The sequence below is a fragment of the Siminovitchia jepli genome (genome assembly GCF_047228825.1).
Lineage (GTDB): Bacteria > Bacillota > Bacilli > Bacillales > Bacillaceae_C > Siminovitchia.
Genome location: NZ_JBFEGN010000044.1, coordinates 1 through 22,714, shown reverse-complemented (window position 1 = coordinate 22,714; position 22,714 = coordinate 1). Strand labels below are relative to the sequence as shown.

Annotated in this window: 21 protein-coding genes; all 21 read right to left on the bottom strand. The window is 45.2% G+C overall.

Features of this window, described 5'->3' with window-relative positions:
- Positions 1–8: 8 nt before the first annotated feature.
- The 21 genes from AB1L08_RS14115 to AB1L08_RS14015 all read right to left on the bottom strand — a co-directional run bounded on the left by AB1L08_RS14115 (position 9) and on the right by AB1L08_RS14015 (position 22,551).
- Positions 9–971, bottom strand: a complete 963-nt coding sequence (locus AB1L08_RS14115) for a P1 family peptidase (protein WP_413065307.1) — start codon at positions 969–971, stop codon at positions 9–11.
- Positions 972–974: 3 nt separating this feature from the next.
- A complete protein-coding gene (locus tag AB1L08_RS14110; protein ID WP_413065317.1) occupies positions 975–1,532 on the bottom strand; it encodes an ECF transporter S component in 558 nt (185 codons plus the stop codon).
- A gap of 24 nt (positions 1,533–1,556) precedes the next feature.
- Positions 1,557–2,399, bottom strand: coding sequence for an energy-coupling factor transporter transmembrane component T family protein (locus AB1L08_RS14105; RefSeq protein ID WP_413065306.1), 843 nt, complete (start codon positions 2,397–2,399; stop codon positions 1,557–1,559).
- A complete protein-coding gene (locus tag AB1L08_RS14100) occupies positions 2,383–3,279 on the bottom strand; it encodes an energy-coupling factor transporter ATPase (RefSeq protein WP_413065305.1) in 897 nt (298 codons plus the stop codon). Before AB1L08_RS14100 ends, AB1L08_RS14105 begins: the two co-directional genes overlap by 17 nt.
- The gene (locus AB1L08_RS14095; RefSeq protein ID WP_413065304.1) at positions 3,276–4,130 is read right to left on the bottom strand and encodes an energy-coupling factor transporter ATPase; all 855 of its coding nucleotides are present in this window, start codon (positions 4,128–4,130) and stop codon (positions 3,276–3,278) included. The genes AB1L08_RS14100 and AB1L08_RS14095 overlap by 4 nt, the downstream gene beginning before the upstream one ends.
- A 24-nt stretch (positions 4,131–4,154) precedes the next feature.
- On the bottom strand, positions 4,155–4,919 hold the full coding sequence (locus tag AB1L08_RS14090) for an SDR family NAD(P)-dependent oxidoreductase (RefSeq protein ID WP_413065303.1): 765 nt from the start codon (positions 4,917–4,919) through the stop codon (positions 4,155–4,157).
- A gap of 32 nt (positions 4,920–4,951) precedes the next feature.
- Positions 4,952–6,037: a tartrate dehydrogenase gene (locus AB1L08_RS14085; RefSeq protein WP_413065302.1), complete on the bottom strand. Its 1,086-nt coding sequence runs from the start codon at positions 6,035–6,037 to the stop codon at positions 4,952–4,954.
- A gap of 33 nt (positions 6,038–6,070) precedes the next feature.
- A complete protein-coding gene (locus AB1L08_RS14080) occupies positions 6,071–7,522 on the bottom strand; it encodes an aldehyde dehydrogenase family protein (RefSeq protein WP_413065301.1) in 1,452 nt (483 codons plus the stop codon).
- 163 nt (positions 7,523–7,685) lie between these two features.
- A complete protein-coding gene (locus AB1L08_RS14075) occupies positions 7,686–9,512 on the bottom strand; it encodes a sigma-54 interaction domain-containing protein (protein WP_413065300.1) in 1,827 nt (608 codons plus the stop codon).
- 339 nt (positions 9,513–9,851) lie between these two features.
- Positions 9,852–11,138 carry an adenylosuccinate synthase gene (locus tag AB1L08_RS14070; protein WP_413065299.1) on the bottom strand — a complete coding sequence of 429 codons (1,287 nt, stop codon included), beginning with the start codon at positions 11,136–11,138 and terminating at the stop codon, positions 9,852–9,854.
- Positions 11,139–11,323: 185 nt separating this feature from the next.
- Positions 11,324–12,442, bottom strand: coding sequence for a serine hydrolase (locus tag AB1L08_RS14065; protein ID WP_413065298.1), 1,119 nt, complete (start codon positions 12,440–12,442; stop codon positions 11,324–11,326).
- Positions 12,443–12,699: 257 nt separating this feature from the next.
- On the bottom strand, positions 12,700–14,064 hold the full coding sequence (dnaB, locus tag AB1L08_RS14060) for a replicative DNA helicase (protein ID WP_413065297.1): 1,365 nt from the start codon (positions 14,062–14,064) through the stop codon (positions 12,700–12,702).
- A 119-nt stretch (positions 14,065–14,183) separates the two neighbouring features.
- Positions 14,184–14,633, bottom strand: coding sequence for a 50S ribosomal protein L9 (gene rplI, locus AB1L08_RS14055; RefSeq protein ID WP_413065296.1), 450 nt, complete (start codon positions 14,631–14,633; stop codon positions 14,184–14,186).
- Positions 14,630–16,603, bottom strand: coding sequence for a DHH family phosphoesterase (locus tag AB1L08_RS14050; protein WP_413065295.1), 1,974 nt, complete (start codon positions 16,601–16,603; stop codon positions 14,630–14,632). Before AB1L08_RS14050 ends, rplI begins: the two co-directional genes overlap by 4 nt.
- Before the next feature lie 25 nt (positions 16,604–16,628).
- Positions 16,629–17,564 carry a YybS family protein gene (locus AB1L08_RS14045; RefSeq protein ID WP_413065294.1) on the bottom strand — a complete coding sequence of 312 codons (936 nt, stop codon included), beginning with the start codon at positions 17,562–17,564 and terminating at the stop codon, positions 16,629–16,631.
- A 194-nt stretch (positions 17,565–17,758) separates the two neighbouring features.
- Positions 17,759–17,995 carry a 30S ribosomal protein S18 gene (gene rpsR, locus AB1L08_RS14040; protein ID WP_413065293.1) on the bottom strand — a complete coding sequence of 79 codons (237 nt, stop codon included), beginning with the start codon at positions 17,993–17,995 and terminating at the stop codon, positions 17,759–17,761.
- 25 nt (positions 17,996–18,020) lie between these two features.
- Complete coding sequence (gene ssb / locus AB1L08_RS14035) at positions 18,021–18,524, bottom strand: single-stranded DNA-binding protein (protein WP_413065292.1); 504 nt, start codon at positions 18,522–18,524, stop codon at positions 18,021–18,023.
- A 50-nt stretch (positions 18,525–18,574) separates the two neighbouring features.
- Positions 18,575–18,865 (bottom strand): 30S ribosomal protein S6, encoded by a 291-nt coding sequence (gene rpsF, locus AB1L08_RS14030; RefSeq protein WP_413065291.1) that lies wholly within the window; start codon positions 18,863–18,865, stop codon positions 18,575–18,577.
- Between the two features lie 515 nt (positions 18,866–19,380).
- Positions 19,381–19,731, bottom strand: coding sequence for a DUF378 domain-containing protein (locus tag AB1L08_RS14025; protein ID WP_413065290.1), 351 nt, complete (start codon positions 19,729–19,731; stop codon positions 19,381–19,383).
- Between the two features lie 98 nt (positions 19,732–19,829).
- Positions 19,830–21,383 (bottom strand): fatty acid--CoA ligase, encoded by a 1,554-nt coding sequence (locus AB1L08_RS14020; RefSeq protein ID WP_413065289.1) that lies wholly within the window; start codon positions 21,381–21,383, stop codon positions 19,830–19,832.
- A gap of 28 nt (positions 21,384–21,411) precedes the next feature.
- Positions 21,412–22,551, bottom strand: coding sequence for a thiolase family protein (locus tag AB1L08_RS14015; RefSeq protein ID WP_413065288.1), 1,140 nt, complete (start codon positions 22,549–22,551; stop codon positions 21,412–21,414).
- Positions 22,552–22,714: the final 163 nt, after the last annotated feature.

The window sequence follows — 22,714 nt, the reverse complement described above, 5'->3', positions numbered from 1 at the left end:
CCTCCGTTTTACTGTTTTGTCGGTAAATCCCTATGCGCGGTTATTCCGCCGATGCTTTCAGCCGTTTTCACTGCATTGATTACCGCTTGCTCCATCACACTAGCGGCCAGTCCGCCAATGACATCAACAGGGACTCTTTTTCCCCCTGTGGCCACTGCAAAAATCGTATCACCATCTAACATGGTATGAGCTGGAAAAATGGTTCGCGCAAACCCATTTTGTGCCATTTGCGCCACCTTCGTTGCCTCCGCTTTCGACAGCTCCGCATTCACCGCTATCACTCCGATGGTCGTATTTGTACCGGCAGAAATGGCAGGCTGATCGTTTTCCTTAAGCAGTTCGATACTGTCAAGAAGCTTGCCCTGTTGGTAAGGACCGGCCATGATTTTTCCTGTGGAAGGCTCGCGAACATCCCCGACGGCATTAACCGCCACAATAGCACCAATAACAACCCCATTTTCCAAACCCAGCGAGGCACTGCCAAGTCCGCCTTTCATACAGCTGTCATGGCTGGCTAATTTGCCAACAGTAGCACCGCAGCCTGCTCCGGCATTCCCGGTTGCAAACTTCTCTGTTGTTGCCGCTTTAGCTGCTTCATAGCCCATTTGATTATCCGGCCTCACCTTTGGATCCCCTACTGAAAGGTCAAACAGCACGGCAGCCGGAACAATCGGAACTTTTGCAACCCCCACATCCAGCCCGATGTCCCGCTCCTCTAAAAACTTCATAACCCCGGAAGCGGCGTCTAAGCCAAACGCACTCCCTCCACTCAAGCAGATGGCATGAACCTGATCAACCAGATGGATAGGGTTTAGCAGATCTGTTTCCCGGGTGCCGGGAGCGGACCCTCTTACGTCCACTCCCCCCACCGCACCGCCTTCAAACAGAATCGCGGTACATCCAGTCAAAGCCTGTTTGTTTTCTTTATTGCCCACTTTCACTCCGGGCACATCCGTGATTTGATTATGCATTTCCTATACATCCACATCCTTGGAAATTTTTGATTTATTACTTTTGCCAATCCTCTTCCAAGCCAAGACAACCGCCAACGTCACAATCGTACCGACAATCGCCTCGGGTACCCCATTCGTAATTCCGACCGTCCATGCTACTCCCGGTGTTAAATAATTCCGTAAAACAGCCATGATTAACACCAGTACAGTATTGGTCAATGTGCCGATAAATGCAGCCGCTGCCACTCCAAAGTATTCGCTTTTGCCACGCAGTCCAACATATACGAGCCATGCGACAACACCAATAAACAGACGCGGCAAAATGGCCACCAGCGGATCTTTGAATAGAGGAACCGTCGCGTTGAGGAAGGAGGATATCCCGAAAATGGCTCCTACGATTAAACCGACAACCGGCCCCTGCATAATTCCGCCGATGATCGCGGGGATATGCATAATGGTGGCATTACCAGCGGCAGTCGGGACAGGAATGTACCCCAGCCGTGTGACACCCAAAAGAATCGCCACTGCACCCAATACACCGGCAATCACAATATCGCGAACTGTTAACTTCCTCATGATAAACCTCCCCTTTTTGGTCATAAATTAAATTGGAAATGGATAAAACAGCAACAATAATGCGAATAACAAGCCGATTGCCAATATGAGATAATCCCTTGCCATTGCTCTATATACGGAGAAGGTGGTTCGTTCACCGCCTGGTGTATAGCAGCGTGATTCCATTGCCAGGATCAGATCCTCTGCTCTTGTTAGAGCAATATTAAATAACGGAACAATGATGGGAAACATTTCTTTCGTTCTTTGGATAATCCTCCACCAGCCCCCGCTGCCAAAATCCGCTCCCCTGGAGGCCTGTGCTTTCATCATTTTTTCCATTTCGATCGCGAAGGTTGGCACGAATCGAATGGATATGGTGGTGATTAGTGAGATTTCATGGACCGGAAACTTTATTTTCTTTAAAGGACTTAATAAGCTTTGAATCGAATGGGTTAATTCTGTAGTGGAAGTTGACAGAGTGAGTACACTGCTTAAGAAAATGATTTCAATAAAACGAACTGCCGATACAACCACCAAACGGATGCTCTCACTTGTGATTAAGATAAAACCATATTCAAAATAAACTGTCCCGCCCGAAAAGATTTGTCCTTGAAAGAGCAATTGCAAGACTGCCAGGATGATAATAAAGGGAATGGCCGGCTTTACGCCCGAAAGCCCGTATTTAATCGGTATTTTAGACACCCGGAATAAATAAATCGACAGAATAAGGCCAATGGCATTTCCGATATAGCTTGTATTCAAGGCGATTGCCAATACGAGAAATACAAAGGCAAGGAGCTTTATTCGCGGATCGAGGCGATGAATAAATGAGCCTGTCGGTATATATTGGCCGATGGTGATATTACGGGAAATATCAAATTCGCTGGACATATGGTGAACCCTCCTTCTTTCCGGCAATAACCTTCATGACTTCGTGAGCTGCTTCAGTAATCGAAAATGCATCCGTATTCACCCGATATCCAAGATCTGATAAATGATACAGAATTTGCACCGTTTCCGGAGTTCCAATTTGATGATTAATTAGTTTTTCCTTATCCGTAAAAATTTCTTTAGGAGTGCCTGTCAAAACGTTGCTCCCATCCGCCATGACATAGATCCGGTCTGCAAGTTTAGCTACCTCTTCCATATTGTGTGAAACAAAGATGACCGTTAACTTTTCTTCCTTGTTTAATCGGTTGATTTTTTCAAGCAGTTCATTTCTTGACCTCGGATCCAGGCCTGCTGTCGGTTCATCCAGAACCAATATTTTTGGCTTGAGTGCAAGAATCCCGGCCAATGCCACTTTTCGTTTTTGCCCGCCGCTTAAAGCAAAAGTCTGTCTGTCCTTCATTTCCTCAAAGTCCAACCCAACAACCGACATCGCCCATTTCACTCGTTCTCTCACCTCCTTTAGAGGGAGTCCCATCTTAAAAGGCCCATAGGCAATATCATCGCCAATGATTTTTTCAAAAATTTGATCCTCGGGGTTTTGAAACACAAGGCCCACCTTCTGCCTGAGCTTCTTCAAATCGACATGTTTCTCTGATAAATCCTCTCCATCGATCATGACTTTTCCTGATTCCGGCCTCATCAGCCCGTTTAAGTGCTGAATTAATGTCGATTTCCCTGAACCTGTATGACCGATAATGGCAATGCATTCCCCTTCTTCAACGAACAGATTTGCTCCCTTTAACGCCACATGCTCCATCGGTGTTCCTTTCATATACGTATGGGTCAGGTTTTCAACCTCAATGATTGGCGTTTTTATCATGAGCCCGCCTCCCCACTCGCAAATTTAACGACTTCTCCAATCAACTCATTTTCGTGGATAATGTCATTTGAAAAGAAGCTGTATTGGTTGTGAATGATTTCGGCCATCTGGCTGACCGCGGGGACATCCAACTGAAGATTCTCCAATTCTTGCTTATGTTTAAAAATCTCCCTTGGCGGGCCATCCATGACAATTTGTCCTTGTTCGATCACCATAATCCGATTTGCCTCTGCTGCTTCCGACATGTGGTGCGTAACCGTGACAATGGTCATTCCCTTATCGTTCATTTCTCTCATTACCCGCAGAACTTCTTTCCTGCCGAAACTGTCAAGCATGCTCGTAGCCTCGTCAAAAACAATACAATCCGGCTGCATCGCCAACACGCCGGCAATGGCAACCCGCTGCTTTTGTCCTCCGGATAAATGATGGGGAGGTCTCAGCCTGTATTGCGACATTTGAACAACATGCAAAGCTTCATCAACGCGCCTTTTCATTTCTTCTCTTGGCACACCAATATTCTCGAGGCCAAATGCAACATCTTCCTCGACGATCGTCGCGACAATCTGGTTATCCGGGTGTTGAAAAACCATTCCGACTGTTTTGCGAATCTCCCGCTTCTTTGCGTCATCTTTCGTATTATGGCCGTCAACCCAAACATCACCAGTTTCAGGAATCAAAATCCCGTTTAAATGTTTGGACAGCGTGGATTTTCCGGAGCCGTTATGGCCAATGATCGCCACATATTCGCCGGGAAAAATTGAAAACGAGACACCCTTCAGAACAGGAACGGAATTTTGTTCATTGATTTTGTAAGAAAACGATACATCTTCAACGCGAATAATAGGTTCCATTTTTGTCCTCCTTTCACCGTTCGCTTATATGCCGCGTCCTCCATCAATATTTAAGATCTCTCCCGTAACATTCTTTGAAAGATCGGAGGCCAGATAAAGGGCCCCTTGGGCAATGTCTTCGGGTTCAATCAACCTTCCCAATGGAACACTTTCCTGAAAAATCGTTTTGATGCCCTCTTCCTTCTCCGTCTCATCTTCACCAAGGAATTTTTCAATCATTGGGGTATTGGCAGGACCGGGATTGATGGCATTCACTCTGATTTGTTCAGACGCCAGCTCTAATGCCAATGCTTTGGTCAGCATGATGGCAGCCCCTTTGGATGCACAATAAGCATGTAAACCGGGCCGTGCCCTAATTCCGGCGATGGAAGCGATATTGACAATACTTCCGCTCTTTTGCCGCTTCATGAAAGGGACTGCATATTTGGCGGTCAGAAATATCGATTTTGCATTTACGTTCATCATGACATCCCATTGCTCCACCGTTAATTCTTCAACGGAAGTGAAAGATTGGGGAACTCCGGCACAGTTCACGACGATATCCAAGCCGCCATAAGCAGCCACTGTTTGGGCCACCAGATCCTCAACACCCGATACATCTGCCACATCCGCCTGGACGGCTTGCACATGATGATCCCCGGCCGCATGAGCCGCCGTTTTGGCCGCCTCATCATTGATATCAGCCATTGTCACATTTGCCCCCTGTTGGGCAAATAAATGGGCAATTGCTTTCCCCATTCCTGAACCTGCACCTGTAACAATTGCCGTTTTTCCCTGTAGTATTGCCAAAACAAATCCTCCCTTTTTAAAGATTCCGATTATTATAGATGATGGCCAACAGCCAATTGGGCCATTTTGGAGATGATGGCCTCTCCCATTTCAACGGTGGTTGCTGTTCCGCCGAGATCAGGTGTCCTAATCTTTCCATCAACTAAAACAGCTTCAATCGAGTCTACGATCAGTTTGCCAATATGATTGTGACCGAGATGATCCATCATGAGACCGACACTCCAAATGGATGCAATTGGATTGGCAATGCCTTTTCCGGCTATATCGGGAGCCGACCCATGAATGGGCTCAAACATCGATGGGTAGGCCCGTTCCGGATTGATGTTCCCGGACGGCGATATGCCCAATCCCCCGACAATCGCTGCGCCCAAATCAGTGAGAATATCTCCGAACAAATTGCTGCCTACAACGACATCAAACTCCTCCGGCCGGGAAACAAAATAAGCAGCAAGAGCATCAATATGATAGAGTCGGGTTTGAACGCCGGGATAATTGCCGCTGATTTCTTTTACCAGCTCATCCCAAAATGGCATGGTAAAGTTTATGGCATTGGATTTTGTGGCGACCGCAAGATTCTTCTTTCTTTTTTCAGCCAATGTAAAAGCATAGTTTAAGATTCTTTCCGTTCCGAATCTTGTAAAGACGCTATTTTGCATGGCCAATTCATAGGGTGTTCCCTCATGAACACGCCCCCCGCTATTGAAATACTCTCCCTCGGTATTCTCCCGGATGACCACAAAATCAAGATCTTCATGGTTTTTATAGCGCAACGGACTTTCCAGTCCCCGAAGCAGTTTAATCGGCCGCAAATTGACATACTGTTGAAATTTCTGGCGAATCGGCAGGATGAGCTCCCAAACAGAAATGTAATCAGGCACCGTTTTTGCCCCAACAGCACCAAAAAGGAGCACATCAAAATCCTTTAAAATCTCCAGGCCATTTTCGGGCATCATTCTGCCGCTTTTCAGGTAATAATCACAACCCCATTCAAAATGTTCACTGTAGAATTTTATACCGCCATGAAGCTCCTCTACCATTTTGATCATTTTCAGAGCTTCATTGGTGACCTCCGGGCCAATGCCATCGCCCGGTATTACCGCCATTGAAAAATGCTGCACATGTTTCACTCCTTTCATTTTCTGTTGGTTTGCTCATTTGCTTTTCATTTTGATCGCAACATTTTTTAATTGTGTATAATTTCTCAAAGCTTCAATGCCTTTTTCACGGCCGATGCCGCTCTTTTTATAGCCTCCGAAGGGAAGTTCCACTCCGCCCGCTGCTCCGTAGTCATTGATAAAAACCTGGCCGCTTTTCACTTTGCCGGCAATTCGGTGCGCGCGGGAAACATCATTGGTCCAGATACCTGTTACAAGGCCATACGGCGTGCCGTTTGCCAGTTCAATCGCTTCCTCTTCCGTTTCAAATTCAAACACCGTCAAGACAGGGCCAAAAACTTCTTCCTGGGCTATTTCACTTTTATGGGAAACGTTTTCAATGATAGTTGGTTCAAAATAAAACCCCTTGTTCAAATCCCCCCCGATTGCCCGCTTGCCGCCAATCACAATCCGGGCTCCTTCTTCCTTTGCCCTGTCAACCATGGCCGTGATGCGCTCAAATTGCTTTTGGGAGATAATGGGACCCAACTCACTGTCATTTGTTCCCGGGCCCATCTTGATTTGCTGCATTTTTTCTGTTAATATTCCGATCAGCTTATCCTTGATTGCGGAATGAACGAGTAATCTGGAGCCAGCTGAACACGTTTGGCCGGCATTCTGGATAATCGACCGCATTACCCATGAAACCGTCTCTTCAAGATCGCAGTCAGGAAATACAATATGCGGCGACTTTCCTCCCAACTCGAGTGTGACCGGGATAATATTTTTGGCTGCCGACATCATCACGCTTGCTCCTGTGGCGACCGAACCGGTGAAAGTGATGTGATTGACATCAGGATGATTAACCAGGGCTGCTCCAGCCTCTTTGCCATAACCGGTGACAACTTGAAGGGCATGTTTCAGAACTTCCATTTCCGAGAAGATCTCGGCCAGCTTTAATGCTGACAAAGGGGTATCTTCGGCAGGCTTCACAACGACTGTATTTCCAACAGAAATGGCTGCTGCTACACCTCTTGATGTGATTTGCAGCGGATAATTCCAAGGGATAATGTGCGCGCAAACCCCCATGGGTTCACGCACCGTATAGTCAATCACATTGGGCGCCACCGGGATTGTTTCACCAAACATCTTGTCGGCAGCTCCCGCATAATACTTAAAATAGCGGGCTGCACTTTCTACATCACTTCTTGCCTGAGACAGCGGTTTTCCAGTATCCAATGTTTCAATCATTGCCATCTCTTCCGCTCTTTCACGCAATTTGCGTGCCACATCGAAAAGTGCACGGCCTCTTTCACTTGGCTTCAAAGATTGCCACTCCGGCGATTCAAATGCCTGTTTGGCCGCCGCAACAGCCAGGTCAACATCTTCTTTCCCTGCCCTGGGAACCCTTTCGATCTCCTCTTGATTTGCAGGATTATATGTAGAAAAAAACGCTCCTGCAACAGAATTCGTCCATTGGCCGTTCACATACATTTTCATCGTTTGCATCTCCCTTCAAGCAAAATCGCAATGAATTACCTTTATAAAATTTATAATTGCAATTTTTATGCCAAAAATGAATATTTTAAATAGACGAAAAAAAGCAGGGTTGTACAGCCCTGCTTTTTCTATAGTGTTGTATACATACAACATGGGGTTGCATTTTGAAACATCATAATTGATATTCTTTCATTTTTCTCCATAAGGTGGAACGGTCAATACCGAGTGATTGAGCCGCTAATGTTTTATTATTCCCGTACTTTTCCAGTGTTGCCTGGATGAGTTCTCTTTCCTTATTTTTGATGCTTCCTTTTATGTCTGGATCCTGTTTGTTCCTTTTCCTGTTTATTTTTTCCGATAGAAATTTTGCGCCTTTCAGCCTTAATACCGTCCCTTCTTCAAGCACCACCATCCGTTCTATAACATTTCTTAATTCGCGTATATTGCCGGGCCAGTCATATTTCCGAAATAAACAAAGCAAATCCTGTTCCACTGTTTCAATCTTGATTTTTCTTTTATCGTTATATTCGTGCAGAAACGATTCCGCCAATTTTGGAATATCTGCCAATCGCTTGCGCAAAGGCGGCAATTCCAAAGTTAACACATTTAACCGATAGTATAAGTCAGCGCGAAATTGGTTTTGTTCAACCGCCTCCTCTAAATTTCTGTTGGTGGCTGCAATGATACGGACATCTACCGGGATGATCCGTTCGCCGCCCACACGCCTGATTGCTCTTTCTTCCAGAACTCGTAATAAAAGCGCCTGAATGCGCAAGGAAATTTCGCCGATTTCATCTAAAAAAAGAGTGCCTCCATGGGCCAGTTCAAACAATCCGGGCTTACCATCTTTTAATCCTCCAGTAAATGTGCCTTTTTCATAACCAAACATTTCACTTTCTAGCAAGTTTTCCGGCAATACGGCACAATTCACCGCGACAAACGGGCCAAGCATACGGCTGCTTGCGGCATGAATTCCTTGCGCAAATAATTCCTTCCCGGTTCCGGACTCGCCCATAATCAGGACCGTAGACTCCGTTTCAGCAAATTTCCTTGCCAGATTGACTGCTTCCTTTATTTCGGGTGTATCTCCAATAATATGGCTTAAGCGATACTTGGCCTCCAGTCCTTGGCGATGAAGCTTTCTACGCAGCTGCAATTCGATTTTCTGAATATCGGTAATTTCTTTAAAGTTCGAGACGGCTCCGACAATTTTTCCTTTCACGATGACGGGAGAACGGTTAATGACCACTTGGCGGCCGCCAATTGTCGCAATATCATTCCTTTCCGTCTCGCCTTTCTCCAAAACCCGGAGCATATCGGATTGCGGAATAAAATCAGTAATGTTTCTTCCCTTCATTTCCGCATCTACGCCGAGGATGGTTTTCGCATGTTCGTTCACCAGCTTAACCTTTCCATTCCGGTCCACGGCAACTACCCCGTCATGAGCTGAATGGACAATCGCCTCAACTTGGTATCTTTCTCTTAACTGTTCCTCCGTTAAATCTACCAACGAAGCTGCTGTTTGCAAAAAAGGAATCAAAGAGGCAAGCGCCGGCTTCGCAAAATGAATATTTTTCATCCTCGGATTGGGAATAAACCCTTTTAACCAGATTGGCGCCAAATATATCTTGTCGGCGTTTAGCGCTGAAGTTTGAATGCCGGATAGATAGGAAAGGTGAAACTCTTTATTCGTATAAGAATGTTTCAACCACCCTATTTCTTCGTTTGAGGCAATAAAAGTGAGTTCCTTTTTCTCTGGAGATTCAGTCCTTATCCATCTTTCGACATCATCAGCATGGAGGTGAATGGGGATAACCGGAAAGGAAAGGTCCGTTAATTCTTTTCGAAAAATCGCCGGCGTCATAATCACCATCGGATTCATGATTTGATCCAATATTGAATTAATCGAATAAAAACTGGCAACTGTATGTCCCATTACTGTTAATAACTGTTTTATTTGATTCTCATAGACATCATTCATTTTATAAAGAGCTATCATACTATCACTCCCCTGAATAACGTTTGGACTTCTTTAAATAAGTTAATTCTATACAAACTACATAATCCCTTTTTGTTTGAGATGCTGGAATATCATTCATTATAAAAGGATCGTCAATACTCTTTATAGAAGGATTTTGTATTTTAAAATAAATAACCCCAACCGACTTAAGTGGGATTCTTTTGATATGAATATATACTAAAATAGAAAGGGATGAGGTTGGCTTCACAATTATTGGCATTAACCATACAACACTCTGCCGGGAAATTAATAAATATCAATAGAACTTCGCTGAAAATGAAAAAGAGCTGATGTTTAAGCATCAACTCTTTTATATCATTATCTCCACACACTTCTGACAACGTTTGTTTGTGAACGGTCCGGCCCTACTGAAAAGACGGAAAGTGTAACGCCGGTCAATTGCGAAACGCGTTCCAAGTAATGGCGTGCATTGGCAGGAAGCTCATCCAATGTTTTGCAGCCGGTAATATCTTCTGTCCAGCCGGGGAGTTCTTCATATACAGGTTTGCAATCTTTCAATATGTTCAAATTTGCCGGATACTCTTTAATCAATGTGCCTTTATAGTCATATGCCGTGCAAATTTTCAACGTGTCAATTCCCGTCAATACGTCAATCGAATTGAGGGACAGGTCTGTAAGACCGCTGACACGGCGGGCATGCCTGACCACGACGCTGTCAAACCAGCCGACGCGGCGCGGGCGTCCGGTCGTCGTCCCGTATTCACGTCCGACCTCGCGGATTTGTTCGCCAATTTCATCCTTCAATTCAGTCGGAAACGGTCCATCCCCCACTCTTGATGTATAAGCTTTGCATACACCGACAACGTGGTCGATTTTCGTCGGCCCCACGCCGGAACCGATCGTGACCCCGCCGGCTACCGGGTTGGAAGACGTTACAAACGGGTATGTTCCCTGGTCAATGTCGAGCATGACCCCTTGTGCGCCTTCAAAAAGGACCCGTTTTCCTTCATCCAATGCATCATTCAACACGACAGACGTATCACAAACATAGTCCTTGAACTGCTGTCCGTATTCATAGTACTCATCCAGAATATCTTCCAGTTTGAATCCTTCCGTCTCATAAAAACGCTCAAGCAGCCGGTTTTTCTCCGCCAGGTTGCGGGTAAGCTTCTCTTCAAAAACCTCACGGTCCAACAGATCGGCAATCCGGATGCCGACACGTGCTGCTTTGTCCATATATGCCGGACCGATCCCTTTTTTCGTCGTGCCGATTTTGTTGGCGCCCTTGCGCTCTTCTTCCACCTCATCAATTTTCAAATGATAAGGGAGGATCACATGGGCCCTGTTGCTGATTCTCAAATTCTCCGTTGAAACACCGTGGCCATGCAAATATTCCAGCTCTTTTACAAGCGCTTTCGGATCAACCACCATGCCGTTTCCAATTACGCTGATTTTATCTTTATAAAAAATTCCGGACGGAATTAAATGCAGCTTATATGTAACGTTGTTAAATTGAATCGTATGGCCCGCATTGTTGCCTCCCTGATACCGGGCAATCACTTCTGCGTTTTCGGATAAAAAATCCGTGATTTTCCCTTTTCCTTCGTCTCCCCATTGCGTTCCGACAACCACTACTGATGACATGCAAAAAGCACCTCCGACGGTTCAAACGAACCCTATTATGAAAACAAATATATTTTATCAGTGAATCATACACCGGGTCAACCTAAAGACGAACATTAAATATAAATATTAACTTTTTGTTCGTATTTAGACTGGATTTTCTACCCCTTCTATTATAACCTACTTGTTTAAAGTTGTAACAGAAATCACTCCTTTGCTATCCTTTTTCGGAAAGAAGGGTCGGTCAACAACTTTAGCTGGAAGCTGTTCATCTTTTGTTGCAGCTTGAACTGCTCCCATTGACTCAAATCATCGGCAAAAAACGCCATTTCTGTCCGGTTTCCTTCCTTATCTTCGGCGTACATCGAAACGGTCAAAACAAATGCAGTCGATCCGCCTTTTTGCCCGGCGTGCTTTAACCATTCTTTGTTAGACGGATTTTTCATGAGCTGCTCAAGTACCGGGTCAAGATAATCATGAACCTTTTTCGGAAAATAATTTTTGCTGTTTAGTTTTTCCATCAACGATACATATTCTTTTGTCGTGCTCCTTGGCAGCCGATCAGACCATATCTTTTGAAACTTCATATCGAGCGTTGCGTTCAATTGCTTTTTCATTTGTTCAGTCGGCGGTGCAGCTTGCCATTCTTTATTAATATTGACCGCCCTTTCCCGATAATCATCGAGGGGCATGTTTTTTAATGCCGCCAATGCCTCTTTTTTCGGCAAGCCTTCTTCTTCCATCAGCTGAACCGGAACAAACATTGCTCCGCTGATTGGATACAGCGGTTCGTGCGCTGATAAATCCAATTCGTCCAGCAACTGATTGATGCGGTCCAACCCAAGCAATTGCATTAAATAATCCGTATTGGCATTTGAGCTGAAAGCAATCATTCCGTCGGCGATTTCACTGATCTTTACCTTGGAAATGTCTTCATTTTTTCCGTTTTTTAATTCTTTGATCCAGGCTTCATGCGCCCCGCCATCTGTTTTGGGAAAATAATATTTTTCCAGTTCTTTTAAGCTTACTTGTTGATCGGGATTAATCCTTCCTTCTGCCGCTTGGCTTGCATATTCAATAGCCACGATGATTTTCATCGTACTCGCCAGCGGCAGGGGCTCATTTTCATTTATATTAGCCAATTTATTGCCGTTGTGGCTGATCGATAATGCGATATGTTTAGATGACGCCTTTTCCTTGATAAAATTGAATACATATTCAGGATCATTCTTTTTCATTTCTTGGAAAAACCAAATGCCGGCCCCAACGATGACGAGTAGGATGACCACACCGCCTGCAATCATCCATATAATTAATTTTTTCACACTCATCCTCCTGTTTCATTGTGCTGCTATATATACGAATAAATAGTGGACGAGTTTCATTTTGGGAGCATTGCATAAGAGATTCCCGTCAAAAGTGAAAGACTGGAATAGAATCAAATTGATCGTATGGTATGGTTCCTGGATCATAAAAACCTAACGTGTTTTCTCAGAAGTGAGAGATGGGAGGTTGGATTTGATTAAATTGGCAAACTCCCACGCAGCAAAAAAAGCATCTCATCCATGAGATGCTTAATATTTTATGCTCCAGGGGGAGCAGCGGTTTCATCAAATCGTCTCTCTAAATTGACGAATTTATTATATTCTTTTACAAATGCAAGCTGGACGGTTCCGGTCGGGCCGTTCCTCTGTTTCGCTATAATGATTTCTATAATATTTTTGTTTTCCGATTCCTGGTCATAGTAATCTTCACGGTACAGGAAAGCGACGATATCGGCATCCTGCTCGATACTTCCGGATTCCCTGATGTCGGACATGATCGGACGTTTATCCTGGCGTTGTTCCACGCCGCGGGAAAGCTGGGATAGCGCAATGACCGGAACTTCCAATTCACGGGCCAATGCCTTTAATGAACGGGAAATTTCCGATACTTCCTGCTGGCGATTTTCTTTTGACCGCCCGCTTCCCTGAATGAGCTGTAAATAGTCAATCAAGATCATTCCAAGACCGTGTTCCTGTTTAAGCCTCCGGCATTTGGAACGGATTTCACTAATGCGGATGCCGGGGGTGTCGTCAATATAAATTCCGGAATTGGACAGGCTTCCCATTGCCATCGTCAGCTTGCGCCAATCTTCATCGGTCAGTGCCCCGGTTCTTAAATTTTGGGCATTTATATTGCCTTCGGCACAAAGCATACGCATGACGAGCTGCTCTGCACCCATTTCGAGGCTAAAAATCGCTACGTTTTCATCCGTTTTTGTTCCGACATTTTGGGCAATATTCAACGCAAAGGCCGTTTTACCGACTGATGGACGGGCAGCCACGATAATCAGGTCATTTCGCTGGAAGCCTGCCGTCATTCTGTCCAGTTCTGAGAATCCCGTCGGAATTCCGGTAATTTCCCCTTTTCGGTTATGGAGCATTTCTATATTGTCATATGTACGGACAAGAATGTCCTTTATGTTTTGAAAGGAACTGGCGTTTTTCCGCTGGGCCACTTCCATAATATTTTTTTCCGCTTCATCCAACAGCTCTTCCACTTCGTCTTCACGTGTGTAGCCGCTTGTGGCAATGTCTGTGGCTGTCCGAATTAAACGGCGCAGGAGCGATTTTTCTTCGACGATCCGGGCATAGTAGCCGATGTTGGCAGCCGTCGGTACTGATACGGAAAGTTCACTTAAATAAGTAATTCCTCCTACATCCTCAAGCAAATTGGATGCTGCCAGTTTTTCGGATACTGTTACAAGGTCCACCGCTTTTCCCGACTCGTTCAATTCAATCATTACATCAAATATTTTCTGGTGGGCGCTGCGGTAAAAGTCTTCGGGCACAAGGATTTCCGAGGCTAATACGATCGCTGAAGGCTCAAGAAAAATAGCACCGATTACGGCCTGCTCCGCTTCTATATTTTGCGGCGGCGTACGGTCTATTAATAGTTCATTCACTGTTCAATCCACCTCCCTGCTCTCGCACAACATATAAAAAATGTGACCGCCAATCCGGATCACATTTTTTATCACATACTCTATTCTACCATGAAATGGCGGGGAGACATATATGATTTTCAGTTTTGCTCCTTTACGTGTACATTAAGCGTTGCCGTGACTTCGGGATGTAGTTTTACCGGAACTTTCGTTACTCCGAGTGAACGGATCGGCTGGTCGAGTTCAATTTTTCTTCTATCAATTTTAATTTCGTGTGTTTTGTTTAATTCATCCGCAATCTGTTTGTTTGTAATCGATCCGAAAAGCCTGCCGCCTTCCCCTGATTTTGCTTTAATTTCCACGGTCAATTTTTCAAGTGTTTCCTTCAATCGCTTGGATTCTTCGAGCAGCTCTTTTTCCTTCTGCTTTTCTTTTTTCTGCTGGTTTTCAAGCTTCTTTAAGTTCCCGGAAGTTGCTTCGATTGCCAATCCTTGTTTGAATAAAAAGTTTTGTGCATATCCGACAGCGACATCTTTGATTTCCCCTTTTTTTCCTCTTCCCTTAACGTCTTTTAAAAAAATGACTTTCATGAAGATTGACCTCCCTCTAAATATTCATCCAATGCTTGCCTTAATTGCAATTCGGCTTCCAGGACGGAGACATCCGGCAACTGGACGGCTGCATTCGACAAATGGCCGCCGCCGCCCATCATTTCCATGACGATTTGCACATTGACTTCACCAAGTGAACGGGCACTGATGCCGACAGTATTTTCGTCCCGCTTGGAAATGACAAATGAGGCATTTACGCCTTCCATCGTCAGTAACGTGTCAGCCGCCTGGGCAATCATGATCGGGTTATAAATCACATCGTCCGCACCTGTTGCAATTGCAATTCCATCCCCGTAAAATTCCATTGTTTCAATTAGCTTCGCACGCTTTACGTATGACTCCACATCTTCTTTCAGGAACTTTTGCACAAGAACGGTATCGGCTCCCCGCGCCCTTAAATAAGAAGCGGCATCGAACGTTCGGGAACCTGTCCTGAGCGTAAAGCTTTTTGTATCCACAATAATGCCCGAAAGGAGAGCCGTCGCCTCAAGCCTATGCAATTTTTCCCCTTTGGGCTGGTATTCCAGCAGCTCCGTAACAAGTTCGGATGTAGATGAAGCATAGGGCTCCATATAGACAAGCAGCGGCTTTTTGATAAAATCTTCACTTCTCCGGTGGTGGTCGATGACAACGATGCGTTCGGTTTTCCCCAAAAGCTTCTCTTCAATAACGAGAGATGGTTTATGGGTGTCCACGACAACAAGCAATGTATCTTCCGTTGCAATTTCCAAAGCATCCTCCGGTGAAATAAGCCTAGTATAAATATCGGGTTCGTTTTTTAATTCTTCTATGAGCCGCCTGACTCCCTTGTCAATCTCGTCAAAATTAATCACAATATAGCCTTCCCGCTGGTTCATTTGCGCGGCTTTCCGGATGCCGATTGCAGCTCCAATGGCGTCCATATCCGGATATTTGTGCCCCATTACAATCACTTTGTCGCTTTCTGCTATCAAATCCTTCAACGCATGCGAAATGACACGCGCCCGAACCCGGGTTCTTTTTTCCATCGGATTCGTTTTCCCGCCGTAAAATTTCAATTTTCCATTTGGCAGCTTCATTGCGACCTGGTCCCCTCCGCGCCCAAGTGCAAGATCCAGGCTTGACTGCGATAAAGCGCCGAGTTCGGGAAGCGACGAAACCCCGAGTCCGACCCCGATACTGAGCGTTAAAGGAACATGCTGCTTTGCCGTCGTTTCCCTGACGGTATCTAAAATCGAAAACTTTTCCTGCTCCAATTGATGTAGAATTTTTTCCGTTAATAAAATAATAAACCGGTCGGATGATGTTCTTTTCAGGAAGATATCCCGCTCCATGGCCCAATCATTTAAAAGCGATGTAACGGTGCTGTTCAATTCACTTTTCGCCTGGTCATTCATTCCTTGTGTAGCATCATCGTAATTATCAATTAAGATGGTCGCGATGACCTGGCGCTCTTCCTGGTACCGCTTGACCGTTTCCATTTCTTCCGTTACATCAAAAAAGTAAAGGAGCCGCTCTTCTTTTTTGGCCTCTACACGGTATTTTCGGTCGTTCAACGTGACAATCTCCGTCTCACGTCCTTCCTTTACCAGTTTCACGAGCGCTTCCGAAATGTCATATAAAGTCTTTCCGACAAGTTTGTTCTCGTTTAAGCAGGAAGCCATATAAGAGTTTGTCCATTCGATATCATAATCTTCATTGATGAGCATAACCCCGATCGGCATCTCCAACAGCGCCTCTTCTCCAACCTTTTTAATGCGATGGGAGATAGTCGAGATATATTTTTCTGTTTCACGCAGCATGTCGTTTTCCGCTTTGATTGTATAAAAAACGAAAATACCGAGCAAGAGAGCACCCAATGCACCCGCCCACCAGTGCTGGAAACTGATGATAATCAGAAGAACGGCGTTAAGAGCGACTATTCCAAAGATCGGATAACGGTTCTTCCTTTGCTTTTTATATGGAGGCATCCCTTCAGCTCCCTCAATCCTAAATTTATTTCTTTGCCAACCGCTCCCTTAAATCAAATCCCAAGTCAATTATACCCAATAACCTGACGATTGAAAAAAAGATTGGCCATAAAAAGGTCATGATTGCGGCCATGATCGGAATAGCTTTGGGCCAGTTTTTCAGATAGCTGTAATAAAAGATGAATGCCAGTCCCTGAATGAGCAGAAGCATTTCCAAAATATAGGCCGCATTCATAACGACCAAATATAAATATGTACCTTCTTCCAAGTCGGCCACAAATGAAATAATCAATGTAATTAAATAATACCATAAAATACTTCTTGGGAACTTTAAAGTGCGGAACGGAGGGAATTGCGGAACATTCACACCAAACCTTTTCAGTAGCGGAAAGTTCACAACCATCAACAGTATGACTGATAAAAAAGCTCCCCCAATCAGCAAGCTTGGCGCCAATGTTTTCATCAACTTGATCATGCCTTCTATTTGCTGCGTGACTTGCACATTGGGGGCTTGCCCCAACGATTCAAGAAGATTGCCATATTTGTCGGCCGATGATCTGAACATCCGGGTGAATTCATCCATAAAGTTAAATTCAAACAGTGTAACCACTATGCCATAAAAGAGAACAATATTTCCTAAAAACACCATACTTGATGCCATGTATGAAATCAGTTTGCTCTTTCCGCTTCTAATGCAATATCCCATCACCAATCCAGTCGTTCCGTATAAGACGGCGATTGGAACAGCCAAAACGGAGATGACTGCTGACATGCCAATGGCACCGGCCAATAAAACAAACGCATTTTTCATCGGGTATTTTGCGCTGTATAAAAGAAACGGCAAAATCAAGAAAAAATTAGTAATGAACGTGGCCATCGGAACAAAAACGGAAAGGAAGATCAGCACAGCAAACACTGCGAGCATAAGTGCCCCTTCCGTGAGCATACGGGTATTTTTCACTATTTCACCTCATCGAAAACATATATACCTATTCATTTTAGCGATTGTTGATTGTTCGTTCAACTGATGGCTATGCGGGGTTTTCTTTTATCCTCACTGAACCAATCGCATCTCCCGCCTAACCCCTCCAATTGGCGTCTTACTGCCAAGATAAAAAAACAGCAAGAGTTGCCCCTTACTGTTTTTTTTAAATATTATTCACCTGCTACAAACGGAAGAAGTGCCATTTGACGTGCACGCTTAATTGCAACCGTCAATTTTCTTTGGTATTTCGCGCTTGTTCCAGTTACACGGCGCGGAAGAATTTTGCCGCGTTCAGAAATGAACTTTTTAAGCAAGTCTACATCTTTGTAATCGATGTGTGTAATTCCGTTCGAAGTAAAGTAGCACACTTTCCGGCGTTTGCGTCCGCCTCTGCGTCCACCTGCCATTTTACATAACCTCCTTTTATTTTATTTAGAATGGAAGATCGTCATCTGAAATGTCGATCGGTTGTCCATCATTTGAGAACGGGTCTTCATCTGTCCGAGTATACCCTTGGTTTTCTTGTTGATCCTGATGTCCATAACCTTGGCTTCGTTGGGTTCCGCCTCCATACTGGCTTCCTCCAAAGTCTCCGCTTCGACCTTGTTGGGATGCGCTTCTAGGTTCCAAGAACTGAACACTATCCGCAACAACTTCGGTTACATACACGCGTTTTCCGTCTTGTCCTTCATAACTGCGTGTTTGAATTCGACCTTCAACACCTGCCAAACTTCCTTTTTTCAAGTAGTTGGCGACGTTTTCTGCTGGACGACGCCATATGACACAATTAATAAAGTCCGCTTCGCGTTCCCCTTGCTGATTCGTAAATGTTCGGTTTACAGCCAGCGTAAAATTGGCTACCGGCACCCCGCTTGGGGTATACCGCAATTCCGGATCCCTCGTTAATCGGCCAACTAATACAACTCGGTTTATCATCAGAATCAACCTCTTCCCGTGTACTTCTTAAATTGTTTCACGTGAAACATTTATTTTTCATCTTCTTTAATCACAATGTGACGGATGATATCATCATTGATTTTTGCAAGCCGATCGAATTCCTGGACAGCTTCAGGCTCTGCGTTTGTATGGATCAGACGGTAGTAACCATCGCGAAAATCCTCAATTTCATATGCAAGACGCCGTTTGCCCCAATCCTTTGATTCGATGATCTCTGCACCGTGAGAAGTTAAAACTTGGTCAAAACGCTCAATTAATGATTGTTTTGCTTCCTCCTCGATATTTGGACGAATGATGTACATGATTTCGTACTTTCTCATCTTTTACACCTCCTTGTGGTCTATGCGGCCCCTTCAGGGGCAAGGAGCAATTTTCATTACTCACAGAGAAAAATTATAGCATATAGCCCGATAAATAACAATCATAAAAAAAGCGCAAGTGCCTTGCCCATCGACGTACAGGCTGGACCGAAATGCGAAAACGCCTTGATCAGCCCCGACCAGCATAAGACGGTTCCCGAGGAGGCTGTACTTCAGCCACCACAGGGAATTGGCTTATGACCTCGAGGGGCTAGGCGTTGCAGCTAGACAGAGTACCTCCGACGAGATAAAGGAACACGGCGAAGAACGCAGGCTCAAGCAGCGACGTCCTTGAAAAAACTTCGCTTTTCCTTCGTGCGATGCTGACGCTGTCGAAGCTTTCCTTGTCCTGTCGCTTCGCCTGCACTAGCACCTCCTGTGCGTCGGAGCTAGACACAGAAAAGCTTCATTTGAAGAAAAATTTTCTTGGCAAGATATACTTTTTCATAAAAGCAAAAGCCATGCTTGCGCATGGCTCATGATTCATCTTTATTTTTCTCGTATGCCTCCCTGGATGGGTTATACAATTTATCAAGATCCGGTTCTTCGGCAAACTCTGTTCCATAGTTCGGTTGGGCCTTTGCGTTTGCCCTGCCTTGCTGATCCGTTCCCCGATTCCGGGCAGTCTCCCCGGTATTGTCATCAAAGAAGTAAGACAAGCAAATAAGGCCGCTTAATCCGACTAGCGTATAAATAAGTCTTGACAGGCCGGCAGTTTGTCCGCCAAAAATGGCTGCAACCAGATCAAATCTGAATAAACCGATTAATCCCCAGTTGATGGCACCAATAATTGCCAACGCCAAAGCAATTCTCCGAAATGTTTTCATGTGCTACACCCCCCTTTTCTCAAAGACCGAACCAATCGTGATCGCTGTTGATTCCATCCTATTTTTTGAAGAAAAAAGGGGATTTATGACTGGAAAAACTAGCCTTTTATGATGGTTTTCTCCCTTAAAATATATTTTTGCAGCTTTCCGCTTGCATTTCTCGGCAATTCATGAACAAACTCGTAGCGCCGGGGTCGTTTATAGCGCGCCAATCGATCCTGTTCCTTACAAAAGCGGTCCAGTTCTTCTGCGGTCAGCGATTCATCTTTTCCCACGATATAGGCTACGACACGCTCTCCCCACATTTCATCCGGCTCTCCGACAACTGCTGCATCCAATACTTTCGGATGATCAAACAGAACATCTTCCACTTCCCTCGAATAAATGTTTTCTCCTCCAGAAATAATCATATCTTTTACCCGGTCACTTACCCAAAGATATCCTTCGTTGTCGATATATCCTATATCTCCTGAATGATACCAGCCTTTGTACAACGCTTCTTTCGTCGCATCGGACTGTTTATAGTACCCCAGCATCGTGCTCGGGCCCCGGACAATAATTTCTCCAAGTTCGCCTGCTGCACATACCTCTTCAGGGTCGGATGGACCGCTTTCCCTTGTTCTGACGACTCGTACGTCATGCTGGAGCAGCGGTTTTCCGGCCGAACCGGATTTAATAAGCTGTTCATCTTCATATAATACGCTAATGGCAGGTCCCATTTCCGTCATTCCGTAAGCCTGGTATAAGTCAATGTTTAACGTTTGGTTGACTTCTTTTACAAGGGCCGGGGCCATCGGCGCCCCTCCGTATAAACCGGCGCGGAGCGGGGAAAAATCAGCCTGGGATAAATCTTCCCTCAACATCATGTTCCACATGGTTGGAGCGGCAAAAAAGAAGCTGATTTTTTCTTCCTGAATGGTATCAATCAATTCTTTCGGATCGAAATGGTGCATAATGACATTTGATCCACCCATCAGGATACGCGGAAAAAAAGCACAGTGCAGCTCGGCACAATGAAACATCGGTGCGACACTCAGGCCTCTCTCATTTTTCGTAATGCGCATAACTGCCGACATAATGGTGCATTGATCAATCATATTCCTGTGAGAATGCATGACCCCTTTTGGTGCACCGGTTGTTCCGGATGTGTACATGATTGCATAAAGGTCATCTTCGTACAGTTCACAGCCGGGGCTTTCAGTGGACATGCCTTTTATTTGTTCGTCATAGGTTTTGGCAAATGATTCGTCACATTCCTCTATGGACCAAAATTCCATGTCGCGCAACGATTGTGCGGCAATCCTTACTGTACTGGCCGTTGCCTTTTCGAATAAAACGATTTTGGGGGCGGCATCCCGCAATATAAACTCAATTTCTTTTGCTGTTAACCGGAAATTGATTGGATTGAAAACAGCACCAATTTTTGTACAGGCAAACAGTGCCGTAGCAAATTCAGCCGTATTATACAGAACGGTGGAAATGCGGTCCCCCTTCTGTACTCCTGATCGCCTAAAAGCATTGGCCAGCCTATTGACGTCATCGTCCCATTGTTTGTAAGTCCATCTTTTTCCGAGCCTCCGATCCACCAAACCTTCCTTATTCGGAAATTTGGCAACAGTTTGCTCAAAAATATCCCTGAGTGTCGGCCTCACGATTTTTCACTCCTTCAGGTTATTTTATTTATCCTTCCAGCCGCTCGATGATCGTTGCGTTTGCCATTCCAAATCCCTCACAAATCGCCTGGAGCCCAAATCTTTTATCTTGCCGCTCCAACTCATGAATCAGCGTTGTCATGATCCTGGCCCCGCTTGCTCCAAGCGGATGGCCCAGGGCAATGGCTCCTCCGTTTATATTCAATTTTTGGGGGTCTGCTCCTGTTTCTTTCAGCCAGTGCAGCGGAACGGAAGCGAAAGCTTCATTTATCTCATATAAATCAATGTCAGAAAGCTGAAGCCCGGCTTTTTTCAATACCTTTTCTGTTGCCGGAACCGGACCTGTCAGCATAAGCGTTGGATCGGACCCGACAACGGCCCTGGCAACAATTCTAAAACGGGCTTTTACACCAAGTTCGTCTGCTTTTTTCCGGGACATCAGTAACAAGGCAGCTGCCCCGTCACTGATTTGACTGGCGTTTCCTGCTGTGATTCTCCCCTTTTCCAAAAAAGGCGGTTCAAGAGAAGCGAGTTTTTCCATTGAGGTATCTTCACGCGGTCCTTCATCGGTTTTCATGATGCCTTTTTCAGTCTCGATCTCCATGATTTCCCGGTCAAACCGCCCTTCATGGATGGCCCGTATCGCCTTTTCATGGCTTTTTAGCGCAAAATGATCCAGCTCTTCCCTTGTAAAACCCCATTTTTCCGCAATTCTTTCCGCGGATAACCCTTGGTGGATCATTTCATGCCGGTTCGTTAAAAGCGGACTATGTTTTATCCCTTGCAAGTTTGAGAACATCGGCACACGCGACATGCTTTCAACCCCGCAGGCAATGACCACTTCCATATCGCCGCTTAAAATCGCCTGTGAGGCGAAATGGACTGCCTGCTGGCTTGACCCGCATTGCCTGTCGAGCGTAACACCCGGAACAGTATTGGGAAAACCGGCAATCAATGCAGCCAATCTCGCAATGTCATTCGCTTGTTCACTTACCTGTGTTACACAGCCGGCAATCACGTCTTCGATGATGCGGGCGTCAATCCCGGCCCTGTCTACCACCTCTTTCAGTACTTTGGCCAGCAGTTCATCCGGCCGTATTCCGCTTAACATGCCCTTTCTCTTTCCGATTGGTGTCCTGACAGCCTCAACAATGACGACTTCCTTCATTTAATTAAGATTCCTCCTCGTTGGGTTGGTTCGAACCATTTAGCAAGTATATTCGGTATGGACTTCCCTTAATCCTTCTTATGCAAAGTAGAGTAGGAGGAGGGCTTTCACCCTCCGACCCCTCGTCAAACCGGACGTGCGGATTTCCCGCATCCGGCTTTCA